Source organism: Priestia sp. YIM B13489 (assembly GCF_042787645.1).
Lineage (GTDB): Bacteria > Bacillota > Bacilli > Bacillales > Bacillaceae_H > Priestia > Priestia megaterium.
This window is the reverse complement of sequence record NZ_JBHZOQ010000036.1, coordinates 368,821-385,401: the sequence shown is the minus strand read 5'-3', so window position 1 is coordinate 385,401 and position 16,581 is coordinate 368,821. Positions and strand designations below refer to the sequence as shown.

Below are 16,581 nucleotides of genomic sequence, written 5' to 3'. Positions count from 1 at the left end.
CCTCATAAAATCAAAAGTTTTTAGAACGCTGAAACTTGCATGGAGTGATTGATATAATTATCGATAAACTCACAGTTAATTTCCTCAGTGAGCGTTTCTCTGCATATTAGATACATATATTTGATGTTTTTCCCCCATAAAAAAGAACGGGTTTTTTTATTTAATGAACAAATTAAGCACTTAATAGGACTACTTAATCAAGTTTGTTAGTTGTTTTATTCCATTTATTCAATATCGTGTAGAATGTAGTGTGATTATTAGTAAAACATGTTGATACAATGTAATCTATATGATTGCAAGAGGCTTCATTCCATTAAATAAAAAAGACTTGCTTTAAATGAAAAGCAAGTTAAAAGAAAGAAGACTGATTTAACAGCTCCATTATAATCCAATGAATATAACATAACATTAAAATATGGTTAAGAAATAATTTAAAGTAAATTAACTCATAAAAAGGGTAAATTTACTTTCCTGATTTTGAGTGTATTAAAATAATTTCAATAATTTAAAGAAAATTGGTGTTCTATGTTTCTAAAAATGGGTTTTTACACCAGAACCACTAAAAATAGATAAGAGTGGCTCTGATAGTTTAACAAAGTACCTCAACTGTAAATCCTCCAGGTGCTTCCACGTAAAATGTATAACCATGTAATTGTTTTGGAGGTTCGACATTAAATCCATCTTCTTTTAACCTCCGATTAATTTTATCTACCTCCTCTTCATTCTCTTGGGGGAATCCAATATGAAAGGTCTTTGGATAATTGACTTTGCTTCCCTTCATTAAAGTTAGTACAAAGCCATCTTCATCATGCATTATAGCAAAATCTTTACCTCTGTTTGCCTTGCATGTCATACCAAAATAAGTTTCCAAAAATTCTTGAGTAGCAGAGACATCTGTAACTGTTAGATTGAGATGATGAATTTTCATGTTTACACCCTTTCTTTAATACATTCAATAATAAGTCTTGCGTCGTATCCTATAAAAACCATTAATTAGATGAATAGTTTACTCTATGAATGTAAATATTTATCTATATCTCTTTTAACCATTCGTTTTACTTCTTCAAAAGCTTTGGTTTGTCCTTCGTAAAATATGGAGCTGTTTAAATCCTTTCTTTTTTCTGCATCCTTAGACCATCTTTCCGACCTTTCAATTAACTTATCAAGTACCTCAACTAACTTTTCATTTTCCACGAATACCCCACCTTTAACTGGGAATTTTACACAACTGGAAGTACCTTAATTTAATTATATTCTTCTTCCTATAGTGATGGTATAATATGGATGATTGTATCAGTGAAAGGGGAGAAAGAGATGAACAAACTTGTATTCAAGCAATTTGAAATCGAAAGAGAGTACTTCCTCAAAACCATAGGGTCTGTTTCTAAGGGTCAAACTGATGTGCAGCCAGATGGTTTCAACAACACAATTCATTGGCATACAGGTCACGTTTTGACAGTTACTGAACAAACTATGTTTGGTTTTCCTCATGCAACAACTCATCTTCCAGCAAACTATATGGAATTGTTCGGGAATGGTACCAAACCAGCCGATTGGACTGGGGATGTACCTACCATGGATGAGCTTATGATACAGCTAAAGGATCAATTAGCTCGTATTCAGCAAATTCCTGCTGAACAGCTAAACGATACCTTGGAAAAGCCATTTCTAGGATGTAATACCTTTGGAGAGCTGGCGGGTGTTACATTGATGCATGAAGCAACTCATATGGGGCAGATTCAAGCAATGAAGCGAATTATTGAACATGTGGGTGTGAAAAACTGAATTTGACAAAATGATATAACAAAGTTATCAACGGGCATAACCATTTTCTCTTTTTCTTTACGTTAGAAAGGGAGGGTGGGGTTCATGTTATTACCTTGTTTTAAATAAGCTTTCTTCTTCAACTATTGGGGGCATGGCTTTAAGAAAGGGATTGCTGTTGTGATCCCTTTTTATTATGCAAAATGATATGGGTATTTTTTGAGTATTCTAAAATATGTAAGATATAATTAAATTAAATACATTGATAATAGTCTGTAATAAAGGAGTGTATAAATGAAGAAAATCTTTTCCTTTCTAATGATTGTATGGGTGTGCGTATTTGTATCTGCTTGCTCAAGTCAAACAAAATCAGAAACAGAAAGCAAAGCTGATAGCGAGGAAAATTCCACAACACTTAAACCGAATGTAGAAGTTAAAGCTTATAAAGAACCATTAACTAGAGTAGGAGAGAAAGCATCACATCCTCTTGGAATATTTGTCTTGAATCAATTAAGTGAACCAAATACGAAGATTGAAGTAAGTCCACTCCATATCCGAGTGGAACGAGTTAAAGTGGTACAAAGCACTGAAGTAAGTGATCTCGGCAAGTATAATCTGAAAGAACGAGGATTGAATACAGAGAAAATGAATGTGATTCAACTAACAACCACCTTAGAAAATACTTCGAATCAACCACTTGATTTAGGAAAAGGACCTATAAAAACATTAATTTTAAGTAATGGAGAACAAGTTGAAGTGTCTAAAATGAACGCAGACCCCAAAGATCGGAGCATGGAAGCCAAAGAGAAAACTAAGTTTACACTAATCTGTTTCCTATCCCGAGATGCAAAAGACCTAAAGTATGTAAAAGTGATTACAGATGTGGTGCGAGACCAAACGACAAAGAAAGAAGTAAGTCCTCCAAAGACAGTAGAAATCAAAATGTAAGTAAAAAAACAGCCTCTTATGAGGCTGTTTTCTATTTTCTTATGATTAAAATGAACAATATTCAACAACAGGACCAGATGTACCAGTTTTAATAAAATAATCAGGAGCATAACCAGTGTCAAAATCGCCGCGCCACCAATCATCATCCACCCAATCCCAAATTTTACTTCCATTGTAAGATTCACCATTAACATAACAATATAAGTAGAGTTTGTGCCCATCTGGAATATCTGTTTCAGTCCGTGTACCATTTATGGTTGGAGTCTTACGAAGATCTAAACCTGCACCACCAGTCTTTTGAACTGGATATAACCCGTCAGCATGGGTTACGGTTTGGTTTGTAAGTAAAACAACACCAGCTATTGCCACTGAAGCGATGGAGAATGCAACTTTTTTTAACATACGTTACCTCCCATATAATATTTTATTACATTTTTGGATCCCTCATGATGTCTATCAAACTGAGATAAGTAAATACCCGGTTTAGTTTACTAGACACCTAGTTAACCCAAAAATATACAATTCTAGTATAAAATACATTAAAAATCTTTAAAAAACAATAAAAAGAAATAATATTTTGAAAATTGATACTTTTAACTTATGTTAAATGAAAATAAATTCCTAAAGGAATATTAAGATTAACCCTCAAGCGAAATTAATATTTCTTTTATGCATATTCCATCATTCAATGCAAAATTCAAAACCTCAAAATACTTTGATACTCCTTCCTAAATATCTTCATTGGAGAGGCAAAATGTATCCCTTTAGTTACCATAATGTGCGTTATCGGTACATACAAAACTTATTTAGATATGTTATGGTGAAATAGAAAGATTCATTCTTTAATTGAAAGGAGCTAGAATATGGATACTTCTACAACTAAATGGATTCCTGTTCCTTATTTTCAAATCAATCAAGAGGGTGCAATTCTAAATTCTTCAAACATAACTCATTCATATTTTCCTCCTATATCTAATATATGGACGATCATTCATAAAGAAGACCGGAATAAAGCTATAGTAATGCTATCACAAAGTACTAATTCTCATTCTGTAACAAAACATCTAATTTTACAGATAAAGAACGGGTTCTTTGGAAATTTTAAATGTACGATCCAATGGAAAGATGAGATAGGTCATCTAGTATGTACGGAAGTAAAGAGTAGTAAAGTTCTTACACCGTTATCTGTTGAACGCTCTTTACTAAATACCCAAAAACGGTTAAAGGAATCAGAAAAAACTATAAACAAAGTTGGTAAAATACTAAGAATGAGAAAACACTAATTCTTTGTTTTTCCTTACATGAATTCTTTATATCTTGAGCAAACTATTCAAGAAGCCGCGAGGCATCAGCTTAACATCTATATTTTACAACTAGAAAAACTACCTTATGTTGCCACAAAGGTAGTTTTTTCTGTTCTTAGTCTGTGTATGGTATACAAATCCAGTTAACATAATTTTTATTTTCTTGAACGTACTCACCCTTATGAATACTTTTCTTTTATTCGAACATTTTATTACTGAAGAAACCCTAGAATGTTTACTCTAAAATATAAAGGGGGATCTAATATAAATGAATAATAAGGTTTATATGGTCTTTCGTGAAATTTTCATTGTTTGCATTGTTCCCTTTATTATTATCTTTCTTACCGATTTTTTGGTGCAAATAACCAATAAAAGAAATTGATTTAAATTCTTCCCCACTATAAACGGATAATAAATAGCAACTTGGGCAAACTACTCAAGATGTCTCCGAGCATCGACTCATACAACTAAATTCTGTAGCAGAAAAAACCTACCTCTTTTGACTGGGAAGAGATAGGTTTTTCTGTTTTTTAAGATGACTACGATATACGCCCTTAGTTACCATAATCACAAATATAGGCACCAATAAGGTCATGAATCTTATAGATTCATGACCTTTCTTTTTACTGTCTACTATAAGGGGAGAATATCAAAAATAACCCTCTTTAAATCTGCCTATTACATTAAAGATCTCGTTAATGGATAACTATAATTTTGGAAATTCTAACTGTCTTTCGACAAGTGATTAGTTCCTTTTAAAGGGTTTTCCTCATTTTGTCCAATAGGAAAGTATAACTCTCCTATCAGGTATAAGTACAAATAAGCTTTTGTTTTTTCATCCTAAGAGGCTCACTAATCAGCCCGTTTTCTAATAAGTGTTGCACCAAAAAGTCTTCTGTGTATTAGAAATTCTCGTTAGGGGAAAGTAAAAAAAAGAAAGGAAGGTGAAATATGTGCCTGATCTTTTGCAAGCCTTGAAAAATGTAGTTCAGTCTTTTATTAAAGATGAGAATAAAACGCCTCTTCACATTGGTGAGGCAATGGGGTGCTGGATATTTTTAGCGTTAGCCGGTGAGACACAAGTACAGACTGAAGCAGGAATTAACAGTACAACGGACCCTGAATTGAGAAAAGCGCTTCAAGAAGCCGTCAACATGTTTAAGTCAGAAAAAGAACGGATTGTAGCATTTATGCGGTCAGAAGGAATTCCGTCACCACCTCTTAGTGAATCTAAACCAATCTCCGATCCCAATAGTGTTCCCTTAGGGGTTAAGCTGACGGATAATGAACTTGCAAACAGCCTTAAGAAAAAGATATCGATGGCAATTACAAACTGTTCGGAGGCGGCGTCGCAATCCCTTCGCAGCGATGTTAGTCTGATGTGGGCCGAATTCTTGCAAGAACACATAACCTTTTTAATAACATTTAAATCATTGATGCGAAAACGGGGATGGCTCAAGGTTCCACCACCGTATCATCCTACAGGTCTACCCCAAATAGAAAAGTGAGGTAAGGAAGATGCCAGATGTCGGAAAAGCTCTTAAAAATATTATTCAATCATTTGTTGACGAGGAACCCAAATCACCCTTACATGTGGGGGAGGTCATGTCCTGCTGGTCCTATCTTTCTGAATTAGCTGACGAACAAGTTCATTCCGAAGCAGGGATTAACAGTACAACGGATCTCGAATTAAGAAAAGCTTTCCATGAAGCAGTTAAGATGTTCAAATCACAGAAAGAACGAATTATTGCCTTTATGTTATCAGAGGGAGTTCCTATTCCACCATTAAGTGAATCCAAGCCGCAGTCTAACCCAAGCGATGTTCCATTGGGGGTCAAGTTAACGGATGATGAACTTGCAAACAGCCTTAATATTAAAATGGTTATTTTAATTACCTATTGTGCAAATGCCATCATTCAATCTACACGCAATGATGTTACTTTGATATGGATTGAATACCTGCAGGAATATATGACATTTGGAGCAACCCTAAAAGAACTTGTGAAAAGACGAGGGTGGCTTAAAGTCCCTCCATACTATTATGCTCCGGGAGCGCCGATAAAATGAGGCATCAACAGAAATTCTTAAGAAAGGGGACCTTAAGGTCTCCCTAGGTCTAGGAGGTCTTTCTTTGTTAGGGATAAGTTATTGATAACTTGAGCAAACTACCCAAGACACTATAAGGTGTCAAATATATCTATTTAGAGCATTCACCAGAAGAACTATCTTACTCGTATAAGGTAGTTTTTTCTGTTTTTAAGCTACATATGATTTACATTCTTTCCTCTATAAATTGAGTAAGTAATATCGGGGGTTTATTTCTAAAAAAAGATATTGACATATTTTATTATTCTTAATCATAAAGAACAAGAAGAATAAATTCTGTAAGGGGTTGAGACTGATGCGAGCAAGTTATAGAAAATGGAAAGAACATCCTTATGACGGAGAGAATACCCCTCCTAAAGGCTCTTCAGAAGCAGGATATTGGCCAATGTTTTTTTTTCAAAAGGCAGAGATAATAATTTCTTAGATCCCTTTCATCAACCTATCAATTGGAGAATTAAAAATCCTGATGATATTAATTGGCAAACAGAACTTTTTCTAGTAGATCAAACATTAAAGTCGCTAACTCCTCAACAAAGACAAATTGCGCAATATTGGGGTACAGGTGAACTAAGTGCAAAAATTACTGCTACGATTTTTGATTTAGGTGAAAAATATCGGCTAGGATCACCTCATATTGCTAGAGCTCTAGGGTATTCCAATGCTGCTATAAACGATACATTCGTAATCACATGGTTTTTAAAATATCTATGGGATGTAGCACGACCAAATCAATATGGGAGAAATTTATCTACTGTGTTGATTACTCCTAGTTTTCCATCTTATCCTTCTGCCCATGCTACTATTGCAGGATGTTCAGAAATATTATTAAGTTATTTCTTCCCCTCAGAGTCAGCAAGAATAAAAAATTTGATGAAAGAAAGTGCTCAATCTCGTTTGTACGCTGGGGTACATTTTAAAGTAGACAATGATGAAGGTTTAAGATTGGGAAGGCAAATTGGTGAAACAGTCGTAAAACTAATGAGTTCACAAAACTTAAACACCATTTAATAAAAAGCAAGATTATTATAATTGTTTCTCTTAGAAATCATAAAAGAATAATTATATGTAACTTAACACTTAACCACTATGAATATTTTTTTATAACTGAAGTAAACTGCTTATGAACTTAAAAGACATTAGAGTATGTATAGCATACTGGTAACCAGAAAAATCACTGACGGAAGCAGTGATTTTTCGCTTTTTTTAGACTGTATACTCCATTTAAAGCTATATTAACTATATAACTCATTATGATTTCATCATATTTTCACTTTCCTTTTTTATAATGTACTTTGTAAAAAGAAAACTAATCTGTTCATCTAATATAAATCTTAAAAATCGTACGATTAGTTAAGCTCACTTTGCTAATCGTACGATTTTTGATTATCTGAACCATGAGAAATAGAAAAATACCCACTCAAAGCAGTACATACTTAACTTTTCTCAAACAAAAACTACTTTTTGTGAATGCATAAATTTATTTACTAAGAGCAAACTACTCAGGATGTCCCAAACATCGACTCATACAACTAAATTCTGCAATAAAAAAACCTACCTCTTTTGACTGGAAAGAGATAGGCTTTTTGTTTTTAAGCTCTAACAGATAATCAATTATTAATTTATATATTTTCTATTACTCTAGCAACATGATAACTGTTAAGCTTTAGTGTTGTAACCTCACAATTTTTAATTATTTCATCATTAGTAGTTTGGACCTCATTACGACCTGAGGCTTGAAACGAGTTAGACCAAGCTTCTCTCGATACCCACTGAGCATAGTTAATGACTCGTTTACCGTCTTCACTAGCATGGAAACTTGTTGAAATAAAGCCATCATAATCCTTAAAGTATGTGTCGATTTGATTTGAAAGACCATTAATTAATTCTTGTTGATATTTCGGATTAACTTCCCATTCAATAATCACCGTAAACAACTGATTTTCTTCAATTTTTGGCATGTGACCTCTCCTTTATTAATCCTGCTACCTATAGTTTATTACAATAAAGTTGTTCTAACATACAGCAATAGTATGAATCCTCCTATAACTTTAGCATGGTTGAAAATGTATAGATTTTTATATCTTGAGCAAACTACTCAAGAAAAAACGGGACATCAGCTTACAAAACCCAATTACTCAACAGCGAAAAAACTACCTTACCCCCATTGAGGTAGTTTTTTCTGTTCTTTTGATGTATATGAGATACATCTTTACTTTAAAGTGTTAAATTGATAGTCTTTTAGGTGATATTTTATCTTTCATCAGTATTGACTAAATAAAAAAGATCAACCTATGTATGAGGTTTAGCTTTTTAAGTTTATATATTTTATTACCTATAAATTAATTAGGAGATGACATTAGGCTAATGTTAAAAAATAAAGAGGAAAAGTTGAAAAAATTCGAGGTGGAATACTCTATACAAAAGAATAATAGTATCGTTAATAGATCCATAATTATAGAATCTATTAACGATCCAAATAAAATTATAAGATTAGCCAAATTAAATATATCTACAATGGAAAGAATCTTCATTCAAGATGTGAAAATTTTGGGATTCAAGACTGTATAATAAGCTTCTTTCTATAATGAATAAATTTTGATACCTTGAGCAAACTACTCACGATAGATGGATCATCAAAAATAATGGTGCAAGACAGAAAAACTCCCTACGGAAATAGGGAGTTTTTTTGCTTTTTAAGCTGTATACTCTATACAAAGTTAGTTAACATAATGTCTCTTTCCGGAACACACGACAAAAACAACCCCTTGTGGCAGAAGGGGTTGCGCTAAGAGTGTGTTTCTGTTTTATGCAGCTTTTTATACATCCTTGATAGACCAACGTTTTTTCAGTAAGCGATTAGTGAAAGAATGAATAAAAAGTGCACCTTTTATTCATATGCTTGTACGGTAAAATATAGTCTATATGGAGACTGAACCCCAAAAAGAATTGATATTTAACATAAGTTTCATTAAAAGAAATACTTACTCATGCCATTTTTAAATATAGGTAGGGTCTTAGTCACTAGCTCTTCTGGTGAAATAGGTCTTCCATCTTTATTCCATGAGTATGTAGCTCCGTATATACTCCAACTCAGTATAGTAGATAGGGTCGTTACCAATTGTTTGTCCTCTAATACAATGGTATTTTTAGTGCCTTTTAGCACAAGATCAGCTATTAGCTTTTGTAACTCTTCTTTAATTTTACTTTCTATAATAGTTCCTAAAGAATTGTAACCTTTAGGACATAAGTCACTTAACTCTTTATGGTGATCACACATGGCTAGAAAAATATTTGTAATGACTTCTTCATTGAATCCCTCGTGACCATTTAGTCCTTTTTTCAATTTGTCTGTAAAAGTATTGGTGATGGTGGAATGTAATAAATCAAATTTATCGTCAAAGTGCGCATAAAATGTAGCGCGGTTAATAGTAGCCTTTTCAGTGATATCACGTACCGTTATATTGTTGAAATCTTTTTCACTAGCTAACGAGATAAAAGAGTCTACAATCAATTGTCTTGTACGAAGTATTCTCGGATCTTTTTTTGGCATAATCAATTTTTTCTTCTCCTTTTTAGGCTACACAATGGTGTTTAAAAACGACAATTCAATAGAAGTGTTGTGTAAACAACATATTAGCCATTTTGGTGGTTGTTAATAGTTCTTTTTCATCTTATCATCAACTATACAACGCGCGTTGCTTAAATAACACATGTTTTTGTGGAAGGGTTTTTGATCAAGTAAATTGTTGTGACCATTCAGAATCATACCCAAAAGATTGAAAATACGATTGGTTCTTAATAAATAAAGTAGTACCTATTGTAACAAATGAACTCTCTTAGAAAAAAGAATTAGCTAAGAAGTTATGGAGGGAATTATATTATGAAAAATATTGTAATTGTTGGGGCAGGACCAGGATTAGGAATGTCTATTGCGAAGAAGTTCGGAAAAAACGGATTTCGTGTAGCGCTTATAGCCCGTAATGAAGAAAAGTTGAACCAACTGGTTATTGAACTAGAACAATTAGGCATTGAAGCAGCATCATTTCAAGCTGATATATTAAATAAAGATCAAATTAGTTTAGCTTTCACAACGATCAAAGAGAAATACGGATTTATTGATGTGGTTGAATACAGTCCAACTCCAAGTATCGATACAGTAACAAACGCATTAGATGTAACAGAAGAAAATGCGCTATACCAATTTCAATTCAACGTTTTAGGTGCGATATCGAGTATTCGAGAAGTGCTTCCGGATATGTTGGATAAACAAAGTGGAGCTCTGTTATTTACGACAGGTGGAGCCGCAGTCAATCCAGTACCAATGATGGGCAATGTCGGAATTGCAGTTTCCGGTCTTCGTAATTATATCTTCAATTTGAATAGTGAATTAAAGGACAAAGGTATTTATGCAGGGCACATTTCGATCGGAATCTGGATGCAGCCGAATTCGGGAGTTCAAGACAAAATTGCCGACATTTGGTATGACATGTACACCAAAAGAGATCGAGTCGAAGAATTTATTACGGAAGATAAAGTATGAATCGGGTAGATTAAAAATTAATCATCTCGGGTATAAATCCGGCATCAATCACCAAAAAGGTAACCGTTTTTGATGTGAGAAACGGATACGCTGATCGAAGCACATAAAAACGCATTAACCCCAACTCTACATGTAGAGTTGGGGTTAATGCGTTTTTATGTGTCCGTACATGTATTTTATTTTATTTACTATGATAATTACTTTAACGTCTTGTAATAGAATTGAATATATCGTTCGCAAAAGTATACCTTTACGGACTTTTATTTTATATAAGGAATCTATCACTTTGATCGTTCGTTTTCGTTTTAAAGCAAATTACGAACGTCTTCATATGTTTATGCACTTTTATGAACGTTTTTGATTAAATAAAAAGAAGTTTGATATTTGAATAAATAAGTTAGATTGGAAAAGCTGGCGCAGGGAAAGCAACTTCAATACCTCAAGTAGTATTGGACGGTCCTAAAGAAATTGTTGATAGAAGATGCATCTATGTTATTATGTATACTAATGCTCTAAGAGACCGTATAAAAAATTATCAAATTAAATAAGAAGATACCTAAGCAGTTAGATACTAAAACCTTGCAGTTCCTCTTATTAAGAAAGTTTATCCCTCCATTGCACCACCTTTTTTATGAACAGCAATTTATAAAAGGAGCACAGATGAAATTGTTACTTAATTAAACGTAGCGAAGTCTTATATAGCTGTTATATCAAATGATTCAAGGGAATACATGTTAATTATACGAATGATTCATCACCTACTATAAGTAAGTATTAAAACGTTGAATTATATAGTTTGACTTAGAGTGCAAGCGGCAAATATCTTACAAGGTGGTATATCTATTGAAAGTTGAAACACGTAGCGTTGAATTTGTTCCAGTAGACGAACGTCATGGAAAAGCAAAAGGTTTGTTCCCCATTTGGTTTGGAGCAAACATGCACATTACAACTCTTGTAACAGGTGCATTACCAATTAGTTTAGGTCTTAATTTATTTTGGAGTTTCGCAGCTATTATACTTGGAACCTTATTGGGTGCTATTTTCATGGCTTCACATTCTGCTCAGGGACCTAAACTTGGAATTCCTCAAATGATTCAAAGTCGAGCACAGTTTGGAGTAATCGGAGCTATTTTCCCGTTATTTCTTGTAATGTTTGTGTATTTAGGTTTTTTCGCAAGTAGCAGTGTGCTTGCAGCACAAACATTAAACAGTTTAATACCCATTAATCAAAGCTGGGCTATAATAATCTTAAATATTCTTTGTTTTATTGTTGCAATTTTTGGCCATGATTTAATTCATAAAATGCAGAAAGTATTATCATGGTCTTCATTTGTTGTGTATCTAGCAGCAACAATTATTATATTTCAGTTACCACTTCCGACAGGAAGTTTTTCATTAAGTGGTTTGGATTTACCTGTATTTTTACTCGCTATCAGCATTGTAGCAACATGGCAATTAGCATATGCACCATACGTAGCAGACTATTCACGCTATCTGCCCGTTAATACATCAACTGCACAAACCTTTTGGTATAGTTACCTGGGTACATTTGTAGGAACTGTATGGATGATGATTTTAGGAGCAACTTTAACAACTACTATTCCTAATTTCCTTGATCATTCTGGTGGGAATTTAGCTCACTTATTCGGAAGTTTTGCTATCTTTATGTATTTGATCATTATTTTTGGTCAACTAGCTATTAATGTTTTTAATTTATATGGTGCTTTCATGTCAACCATTACAACTATAGAGCCCTTTTGGAAGCTGAAAGTAACACAAAAAGTTAGAGTAGGGATGATGTTTTGTGTTACATTGGCAGGTACTATCCTATGTTTATTAGGCCAAAGTAATTTTCTATCATTTTTCTTAAATTTTATCTTTTTCATTAGTTATTTCTTGATTCCTTGGACGTCTATCAATCTTGTGGACTACTACTTATTACGCCGTGGTCAATATAATGTAAAAGATATCTTCGATGTAAATGGTCAATACGGAAAAATAAACGGAATCACTTGCATGGCATTTGCTGTATCAATTATTGCAGAGGTTCCTTTTATTAACACATCATTCTACATTGGTCCTATAGCAAAGGCATTCGGGGGCGCAGATATTGCGTGGCTAATTGGAATAATAGTTCCTGCAATCTTATATTATTTTCCGATGAAACAAAAGTTAAATAAAGAGGTTTGTAGTAACTGAATTCGAAAGAAAGGCCTGTATCTAAACAGATACAGGCCTTTCTTTAACCCATGAAAAGAGAATAAACATTCTTTTTTTATGTAACAAAAACGAGATGCAAACGATTATGCATCCCGTNCGGCTGAAGGGATCGGTCTTGAAAACCGACAGGGGTGTTAAAGCCCGCGGGGGTTCGAATCCCTCTTCCTCCGCCATATTTGACTTATAATGCAATTAACATAGCGCGATAAATTGGAGATTGGAAAACCGTTACTTATAAGTAACGGTTTTTTATTTGTTAAAAATGCCGCTTTATCTATTAAAGCGGCATTTTTTTATAGATGACGACGTTTTAGCTTTTCATTATGTTGTAAAAAGCGAGCCACTTTTTCAACAATTGATTCAATTGAATCAGGATCCTTGATAAGGTCGTATTCTCTAATATCTAAACGAAGAATAGGGCAAGCCGTAAAGTTATTAATCCAGTCTTCGTATCGGGCGTGCATCTCTTTCCAATAATCAAGAGGCGTTTGCTGTTCCATTGGTCGCCCTCTTTCTTGAATGCGATCTACAATATCTTCGAAGCTGCCTTCCAAATAAATGAGCAGATCCGGATGAGGAAAATATGGAGTCATAACCATCGCATCGAACAAGCTTGTATATGTTTCATAGTCTACTTTAGACATCGTTCCTTTTTCAAAATGCATCTTAGCAAAGATACCGGTATCTTCGTAAATGGATCTGTCTTGGATGAAGCCGCCGCCATACTCGAAAATTTTCTTTTGTTCTTTAAAGCGTTCTGCTAGAAAATATACCTGTAGGTGGAAGCTCCAACGTTCAAAATCTCCATAAAATTTGTCCAGGTAAGGGTTGGAATCTACTTTTTCAAACGATGTGCGAAATTGGAGAGCATCAGCCAATGATTGAGTCATTGTAGATTTCCCAACTCCAACTGTACCCGCTATCGTCAACACAGCATCATTAGGAATGTTGTATTTCGATCGTAAGTTTACCATTACATACTCCTTTTTAACATACTCTCTTGAACCTCTGATAGGATTCTATTTAAGTGTTGTTTATTTTGTACAAAATCTATTTCATCACCGTCATAACGTAAAATGGTTACATCAGGGTTATTTTGTTCAAACGCCGTCATAGCTTTTTCATAATCATCACTTAGCCTCGCAAGGTAGTGAGGATCGATGTTTCGTTCAATTTCTCTTCCGCGCATTTTAATACGCTTTAACAAGGTATCTAAGCTGGCATTTAAATAAATAATAATGTTCGGAGCTGGCATATCAGCCGTTAAGATGTGGAAGATTTGTACATATTTTTTATACTGTTCATCTTTTAACGTTTGCTCAGCAAAAATCATGTTTTTCATAATATGATAATCTGCTACAACAGGTTTTTTATAAGATAAGAACCCTTTTTGAATATCCTCCAACTGCTTATACCGATTACATAGAAAAAACATTTCGGTTTGAAAACTCCACTCGTTGATATTTTCATAAAATTTCCCGAGAAATGGATTTTCATCTACGATTTCTTTTAAAATTTCGAATTGAAATTCTTGTGCAATCTCTTTAGCTAGAGAGGTTTTTCCGACACCGATGGGTCCTTCTACTGAAATAAAAGGTGTGCCTTGCATTCATTTGCCTCCTTCATGACCACTCGTTCAAAAAAAACAGACAAAAAATATTTTAACATAGAGAAGGAGAATAAGGGGAAAAGAAATTTCTTTCAGTAAGAAGAATAACAAAAAGCCTACTGTTAACAGTAAGCTTTCCCTATTTATGGCTGTGTCACTCTTTTTGTAATCTTGAAATTGTCTTCAATCAAGAGCCAGTTTTGCGGGAAATCTAAGCCTAGTTTCCAGTAGGCCATTCCTCTAAGTTTTAATTCTTTGATTAAATCAAACTTGGCCTGAATAGACCTAGCGTCTTCAAACCATACTTCGTGGGTGCGCTGCTGCTCATCTTTATACCGGAAGAAAGGAGCTTGTGCTTTATTGTCGTATTGAATAGCTACTTTATAGCGAGCTGCCAACTCAATAGCTCGTTGAGGACTAATGGCTTTGGCATATTCTCCTCCTGGTTTGTAAGGAAGTGTCCAATCGTAACCGTATAGGTTTTGGCCCATGATAATTTTTGAACTAGGTATTTCAGATATTGCATATTCTAAAACATCACGTACGGGACCAATAGGAGAGACGGCCATAGGAGGCCCACCGCTATATCCCCATTCGTATGTCATCGGAACAACGAAGTTAGCAATCTCTCCAATGGCTTTATAATCATGTGCTTCATACCATTTGCCTTTTTGATCTCGACTTGTCTTCGGAGCTAAAGCGACAGACATAAGAAGTTGCTCATCTTGAAGACGCTTTTTTGCTTTCTGTAAAAATGCAATATAGGCTTCTTTATCTGCCGGACGCAAAAATTCGAAGTCAAAGTGAATGTCTCTGAAATTTTGTTCTTTCGCTGTTTTTACAATATTATTTAAAAGCGTATCTTGAACGTCTTTATTAGTTAAAATTGCTCGGCCGACTTCGTCACTAAATGCGCCGTTTTCAATATTAGCCAATACCATTAAGAAAATGACGTCATTTTCTTTAGCAATAGAACCTAAATTGTTAAGTGGAGGTGCCTTTAGAGAACCGTCTTTTTGCACTTCGAAGTTCGCTGGCCCGAGATAAGTAAGGTATTTTGCATTTTGATTAATCATCTTCTCTGTTTGAGGAGTGATTTTTCGATTGCTTGTTTCAACATACCCTAAAAACTCACCGTTTCTTTTGTTGGGGGAAGGGGGAATTAAGATGCGGCGGCCAGGGGTTAAGGGTGCTGTAACTGAAACATTGTTCGCATTGGCAATAGCCTGATAGCTAACGCCTAATTTTCTTCCTACCTTCCATATAGTGTCCCCAGCTTTTACTGTGTAGTAAGTACCATTGATTGGAATAACCATAGATTGCCCGATAACGAGTTGATTTGGGTTAGGTAATTCATTTGCTCTTATAATTTTCCCTGCGTCAATGCGGAACTGTTTTGCAATACTATATATACTGTCACCTGCTTTAACAGTGTAAATTTGCATAATAAAAAGCCTCCATTTCATATGACTTACTTCCATCATATGAGAAGGCTTTTTACTTAATTCATCAACTCGGTATGTTTGCAAATACGAGCATTTAATACGTTATGCATCATTCTCAAAGCAAAGGTATTGTCTTCATCTGCGTTTGAAGCAATACAATCTTCAGGCACAATTAAGTTATACTCACGCATATAAGCATCGTTGGCTGAAAAAAGCACGCATATATTTCCCGCAATTCCTGTTAAAATAAGTGTATGGACATCGAGCTGTGATAGCAAAATATTCAAAGCTGTCCCATAGAAGATAGAATGCTTTGGTTTAATTAAAAAGTAATCAGCGTTTTGTGGTGAAATGTGATGTAGAATGGGTGAGCTTATCTCATTTGTGCAGTGTGTTAAAATGGTTTCTAAGTTTGCTTGCCATAGCTTATAATGGTCATTTACATAGATAATAGGGATATGTTGAGACGATGCGTACTGTTTTAACTGGGCAATGTTTTGAGCAATGGTTAAAGATTTTTCAGCAAGTATTTTGCCGTTTTTAAATTGAAAATCGTTTAGCATATCGATAATAATTAAAGCAGTTTTAGCGTTCTTCACACAAGGTATCTCCTTTTCCTGATGTACATAGTAAATAGTTTGACTC

17 protein-coding genes are annotated in these 16,581 nt (G+C 34.3%); 8 read left to right on the top strand and 9 right to left on the bottom strand.

Translation table 11 applies throughout. From position 1 onward, the window contains the following. Positions 1-589: 589 nt before the first annotated feature. Both ACFX4W_RS03835 and ACFX4W_RS03830 read right to left on the bottom strand, forming a co-directional pair. Positions 590-928, bottom strand: coding sequence for a VOC family protein (locus ACFX4W_RS03835; RefSeq protein WP_377559238.1), 339 nt, complete (start codon positions 926-928; stop codon positions 590-592). Positions 929-1,011: 83 nt separating this feature from the next. Further along, positions 1,012-1,194 (bottom strand): hypothetical protein, encoded by a 183-nt coding sequence (locus ACFX4W_RS03830; RefSeq protein WP_043977906.1) that lies wholly within the window; start codon positions 1,192-1,194, stop codon positions 1,012-1,014. Between the two features lie 120 nt (positions 1,195-1,314). On the opposite strand from ACFX4W_RS03830, the gene ACFX4W_RS03825 reads away from it, so the two are divergent. Next, complete coding sequence (locus ACFX4W_RS03825; RefSeq protein ID WP_043977903.1) at positions 1,315-1,785, top strand: DinB family protein; 471 nt, start codon at positions 1,315-1,317, stop codon at positions 1,783-1,785. A gap of 273 nt (positions 1,786-2,058) precedes the next feature. After that, the gene (locus ACFX4W_RS03820) at positions 2,059-2,712 is read left to right on the top strand and encodes a hypothetical protein (RefSeq protein ID WP_043977901.1); all 654 of its coding nucleotides are present in this window, start codon (positions 2,059-2,061) and stop codon (positions 2,710-2,712) included. Positions 2,713-2,757: 45 nt separating this feature from the next. Here ACFX4W_RS03820 and ACFX4W_RS03815 read toward each other — a convergent pair whose 3' ends face one another. Beyond that, positions 2,758-3,114 (bottom strand): hypothetical protein, encoded by a 357-nt coding sequence (locus tag ACFX4W_RS03815; RefSeq protein WP_043977899.1) that lies wholly within the window; start codon positions 3,112-3,114, stop codon positions 2,758-2,760. A gap of 461 nt (positions 3,115-3,575) precedes the next feature. On the opposite strand from ACFX4W_RS03815, the gene ACFX4W_RS03810 reads away from it, so the two are divergent. The 4 genes from ACFX4W_RS03810 (at position 3,576) to ACFX4W_RS03795 (ending at position 7,130) form a co-directional block, all read left to right on the top strand. Beyond that, positions 3,576-3,995 carry a hypothetical protein gene (locus tag ACFX4W_RS03810; protein WP_043977896.1) on the top strand — a complete coding sequence of 140 codons (420 nt, stop codon included), beginning with the start codon at positions 3,576-3,578 and terminating at the stop codon, positions 3,993-3,995. Between the two features lie 974 nt (positions 3,996-4,969). Beyond that, entirely contained in the window at positions 4,970-5,524 is a 555-nt protein-coding gene (locus ACFX4W_RS03805; RefSeq protein WP_237075583.1) for a DUF3231 family protein, read from the top strand. A 10-nt stretch (positions 5,525-5,534) separates the two neighbouring features. After that, complete coding sequence (locus tag ACFX4W_RS03800) at positions 5,535-6,083, top strand: DUF3231 family protein (RefSeq protein ID WP_272911293.1); 549 nt, start codon at positions 5,535-5,537, stop codon at positions 6,081-6,083. A gap of 417 nt (positions 6,084-6,500) precedes the next feature. After that, positions 6,501-7,130: a vanadium-dependent haloperoxidase gene (locus ACFX4W_RS03795; protein WP_237075581.1), complete on the top strand. Its 630-nt coding sequence runs from the start codon at positions 6,501-6,503 to the stop codon at positions 7,128-7,130. A 611-nt stretch (positions 7,131-7,741) separates the two neighbouring features. On the opposite strand, the gene ACFX4W_RS03790 is transcribed toward ACFX4W_RS03795, so the two are convergent. After that, on the bottom strand, positions 7,742-8,080 hold the full coding sequence (locus ACFX4W_RS03790; protein WP_237075580.1) for an antibiotic biosynthesis monooxygenase family protein: 339 nt from the start codon (positions 8,078-8,080) through the stop codon (positions 7,742-7,744). A gap of 1,010 nt (positions 8,081-9,090) precedes the next feature. Further along, entirely contained in the window at positions 9,091-9,672 is a 582-nt protein-coding gene (locus ACFX4W_RS03785; protein ID WP_098524887.1) for a TetR/AcrR family transcriptional regulator, read from the bottom strand. Positions 9,673-10,002: 330 nt separating this feature from the next. Here ACFX4W_RS03785 and ACFX4W_RS03780 point away from each other — a divergent pair, with 330 nt between their 5' ends. Together ACFX4W_RS03780 and ACFX4W_RS03775 are read left to right on the top strand one after the other, a co-directional pair. Then, a complete protein-coding gene (locus ACFX4W_RS03780) occupies positions 10,003-10,662 on the top strand; it encodes an SDR family NAD(P)-dependent oxidoreductase (RefSeq protein WP_028408948.1) in 660 nt (219 codons plus the stop codon). 843 nt (positions 10,663-11,505) lie between these two features. Next, positions 11,506-12,861 carry a purine-cytosine permease family protein gene (locus tag ACFX4W_RS03775; protein WP_043978993.1) on the top strand — a complete coding sequence of 452 codons (1,356 nt, stop codon included), beginning with the start codon at positions 11,506-11,508 and terminating at the stop codon, positions 12,859-12,861. A 314-nt stretch (positions 12,862-13,175) separates the two neighbouring features. On the opposite strand, the gene ACFX4W_RS03770 is transcribed toward ACFX4W_RS03775, so the two are convergent. The 4 genes from ACFX4W_RS03770 to ACFX4W_RS03755 all read right to left on the bottom strand — a co-directional run bounded on the left by ACFX4W_RS03770 (position 13,176) and on the right by ACFX4W_RS03755 (position 16,535). Further along, complete coding sequence (locus ACFX4W_RS03770; protein WP_013054832.1) at positions 13,176-13,856, bottom strand: deoxynucleoside kinase; 681 nt, start codon at positions 13,854-13,856, stop codon at positions 13,176-13,178. Further along, positions 13,856-14,491, bottom strand: a complete 636-nt coding sequence (locus ACFX4W_RS03765; RefSeq protein ID WP_043977092.1) for a deoxynucleoside kinase — start codon at positions 14,489-14,491, stop codon at positions 13,856-13,858. Before ACFX4W_RS03765 ends, ACFX4W_RS03770 begins: the two co-directional genes overlap by 1 nt. 143 nt (positions 14,492-14,634) lie before the next feature. Further along, the gene (locus ACFX4W_RS03760) at positions 14,635-15,936 is read right to left on the bottom strand and encodes a glycoside hydrolase family 18 protein (RefSeq protein WP_043977089.1); all 1,302 of its coding nucleotides are present in this window, start codon (positions 15,934-15,936) and stop codon (positions 14,635-14,637) included. Positions 15,937-15,992: 56 nt separating this feature from the next. Next, positions 15,993-16,535, bottom strand: a complete 543-nt coding sequence (locus tag ACFX4W_RS03755; protein WP_043977087.1) for a cysteine hydrolase family protein — start codon at positions 16,533-16,535, stop codon at positions 15,993-15,995. Positions 16,536-16,581 lie beyond the last annotated feature (46 nt).